This is a genomic window from Dyadobacter alkalitolerans DSM 23607, assembly GCF_000428845.1.
GTDB classification, from domain to species: Bacteria; Bacteroidota; Bacteroidia; order Cytophagales; family Spirosomataceae; genus Dyadobacter; species Dyadobacter alkalitolerans.
On the sequence record NZ_AUAS01000044.1, the window covers coordinates 1 to 3444 of the forward strand.

Genomic DNA, 3444 nt, shown 5'->3' on the forward strand with positions numbered 1-3444 from the left:
ATCTGGTTCAAACGTACTATGTTAGAATATTCATGTCAACTAAAATACATCCCCGAATGGTACGGGGAGTATTCTCAAATCAACTGTACATTAAACTCACGCCTTAGTTAACAGGACGACAATTTGAAGTGCACGTTACCAATTATAACGCATGTCTTTATACGTACCTATTAGAATATCACAAACTCCTCTCTGCAATCGGGCCTACATATCAATTAAAGGATTGCCGGAATTCCATCGGACTTTGTTTCGTCTTTGCCTTAAAGAGCTTGTTAAACGATTGCGAATGTTCAAAGCCCAGCGCATAGGCAACTTCGCTTACTGTTAATTCGGTGGTTGATAGTTTCTCTTTGGCCTTTTCTACCAGCTTTTCGTGGATGTGTTGCTGGGTACTTTGCCCAGTTAATTGTTTGAGTAAACTGCCTAAATACTTGGCCGAGACATTTAGTTTTTCCGCAACATGTTTAACTGTGGGTAACCCTTTTGACACCAAGTCATTGTCATTAAAATATTCGGTTAGCACTACTTCCAAGCGCTCCAAAATTCTGCTATTGGCTATTTTTCTGGTAATGAACTGGCGTTCATAAAAACGTTGCCCATACGTAAGGAGCAGTTCCAGTTGCGCAATGATCACATCCTGGCTAAATTTATCAATGTTGGATTTGTATTCACTTTTGATGTTGGCAACGATGCCGTTAACGAGGGCTTCCTCGTGATCAGAAAGGAATAAAGCCTCATTAGTTGCATAACCGAAATAGTCGTATTGCTTAATTTTTTTCGCAAGCGGGGTATTCCATAAAAAATCCGGATGGATGAAGAGCATCCAGCCATCAAGCTTGGGCGGCACACCGTTTTCTTCACCTCGCAGAATTTGCCCGGGTGACATAAAGGCCATCAATCCTTCGTCAAAATCATATTTCTGCTGTCCGTAGACCAGTTTGTCACATCCCCGCTTCATGGAAATGACATACAGGTCAAATATGACAGCATCGAGCCCCGTATCATTTTTTAGTCCGGCTAAATCAATAATCCCTATTAGCGGATGAAACGGTTTTCCCAGCCCCATCAGGCGATGGATTTCCGTAATGGATTGGATCCTGTAAGGTTTCGTGTTTTCCATCTGTTTATCTTAGACTACTGCGTTGTAGCGCTTTAATTTTCTTAAATTCCTGGTGCCCGTATTTCAGCAACACGTTTGGAACAAGCCGGGTTGCAAATTTTATTACGCTGATCATAGGTGGTTTGAGCTCTGGCTGATCTTTTAAAAGATCTTTTATGGCAACACTTACCATCTTGTCAACGTCCATCATCATGCCGGGACTAGGTTTTAATACCCAATCGTTTTGAAGATTCGTTTTGACCCCAGGTGGGATCATTTCAAATACTTTTACATTGGTGTCTTCCAACTGCAAGCGCAACGCCTGGGTGTAGGCGCGTACCCCGGCTTTGGCAGCGCTATATATCGGGGCAGCCGAGTAAGACATAAAGGCGATTCCTGATGATACATTGACAATTGCGGCAGACTTCTTTGTGAGCAGGTGCGGCAAAAATTGGTGTACCATTTGAATGGTACCGGAAAGATTGGTTGCTATTTCAGTATTGATATTTACCAGGTCCAATGCCACGTCCCGCAGATCAATCAACCGCATCAGGCCCGCATTGTTGATAATGATATTCAGCTCAGGAAAGTGCCCGGTTACATCCTGGTATAGCCTTTCGATGTCATCTGGACTGCTGACATCACTTTGAAAAGTATGTACTCTTGGAAATCTGGTTTTTGTTTCCCTAAGGGCATTGGCGCTACGGCCCGTAATAATGATATTCGCCCCTAGCTGAGTCAGTTGTTTTACGAGTTCCAAACCAATCCCGCTCGTTCCGCCTGTGATCAGCACAGTGCTATTTCTTAATTCCATTTATCTGATGTTTTGTTATTGCAAAGTTCTACAGTCTTTGCAAAGCATCTTTAGCCAAAAGGCCCGAGCTTGTAGTCGAAAGGATGGGTTCTGCTGTAATTTTATGTTTTTTGCGAGATTGACAATATCAAAAAAGAATATAAAGACACAGCTGGCCATTATAGTGAACATATCATCGTTAGTAACCTGGATACGCGCTAAGTATCTACACACGAGTGTATGTATGCGAGTTAGCTGTCCGACTCTAAGTTTCAGTTAAAGGTGCTCGCTTGACTATTTATTGAACTATAATCGCCGTAGATTAATCCAGACATATTATATGTATCACAACTGCCTGAAGTACGCCTTAAAGACCGTATTTTTAAAGAGATTCCTAGCGTTTGTACCCTTGAAACACGTCTCACTAACTCAGTCAAAGTTTAAGACAAGTAACATAAAAATTTAAAATGGTCATTGAGACACGTTTGCTCATAACTAAGAATGTGTAGTTGATAGGTCATCTATTTGCAGGAAACGGAGGTTATTTGGACAATATTTTTATCGACCCGTCCTGACAAGCGTTGACGGCTTATGCAGGAATTGAACATAGGAGGACTTGTACGCCTACTTAAGTAAAACATCAGTGATTTTAATCCGAAAAAGTCCATCAGTAAACCTGGCTGTGGGAGCCATTTTATTTCGTAGTGGTAGCAGCTCTGATTCAGTATCTTGGCTAAATGAAATACTTAAACGACCTTCTATCATTCCTAAGTCCCTATCGAATTTTGTGACCTTAATCCAGCCAGGCTTCAATCCTTTATAAACGTAATGGTTATGCAGTCCTCCTGCATTTCCTATATATGACAGGCTGGCTTTCTCATTTTTCCATTGGCTGCGCTTATTTAATTTCGCAATATTGAAACGGCCCTTTTTCAAAGGAACATTATAAATTACCAAACTCTGAGTTCTAGTGCATTCAGGATCGATGCATCCATTATTAGTATTTGGATTTGGGCCGCCTGCCACCATACCAGGATAATCAATGTCGGTAAAGACAATTAGATTAAATTTACGGATTCTTTCTATTTTTTCTCCCGGCTCCTTAATTCTTAGCGCCTTACCGGTTCCAAACCACACAGAGTCATTCAAAACACTAGTTATGTTGAATTTGCTGTTAGGTGGCAAAGAAGGCTGCTTTGCACACCCTAAACAAACTACAAATAAGATAATACACAGAGCTTTCATAGACGTTAGTTTTCACTAAAAGATGCTAGTGCGAATATTCTAATTAATATTCATATGAAAGTTTCTTTAAGCCATATTTTAAATAAGTTAACAGTTGTATCGGGTATCACTACATGTCAATACATCAAATCGAAGAAAAAGTCCCGTCTCCTTGCACAAAACCAAGAACCTTCACAAAAACGCCTTTCCCTCTTGTTCCGTGTTTTCTCACTTAACATAGTACGTTTGAACCAGATCTAAATCTTACATATTCTTTGAGTAAATTGATCTTGATAAAAGGCCTTCAGTGTGAACAAGTCTGCACTTA

3 protein-coding genes are annotated in these 3444 nt (G+C 40.6%); all 3 read right to left on the bottom strand.

The genetic code is table 11. From position 1 onward, the window contains the following. Positions 1 to 211: 211 nt before the first annotated feature. The 3 genes from G395_RS0127050 to G395_RS0127060 all read right to left on the bottom strand — a co-directional run bounded on the left by G395_RS0127050 (position 212) and on the right by G395_RS0127060 (position 3137). A complete protein-coding gene (locus G395_RS0127050) occupies positions 212 to 1120 on the bottom strand; it encodes a helix-turn-helix domain-containing protein (protein ID WP_026632860.1) in 909 nt (302 codons plus the stop codon). A 4-nt stretch (positions 1121 to 1124) separates the two neighbouring features. Further along, entirely contained in the window at positions 1125 to 1913 is a 789-nt protein-coding gene (locus tag G395_RS0127055) for an SDR family oxidoreductase (RefSeq protein WP_026632861.1), read from the bottom strand. A gap of 603 nt (positions 1914 to 2516) precedes the next feature. Beyond that, positions 2517 to 3137, bottom strand: coding sequence for a hypothetical protein (locus tag G395_RS0127060; protein ID WP_026632862.1), 621 nt, complete (start codon positions 3135 to 3137; stop codon positions 2517 to 2519). Positions 3138 to 3444 lie beyond the last annotated feature (307 nt).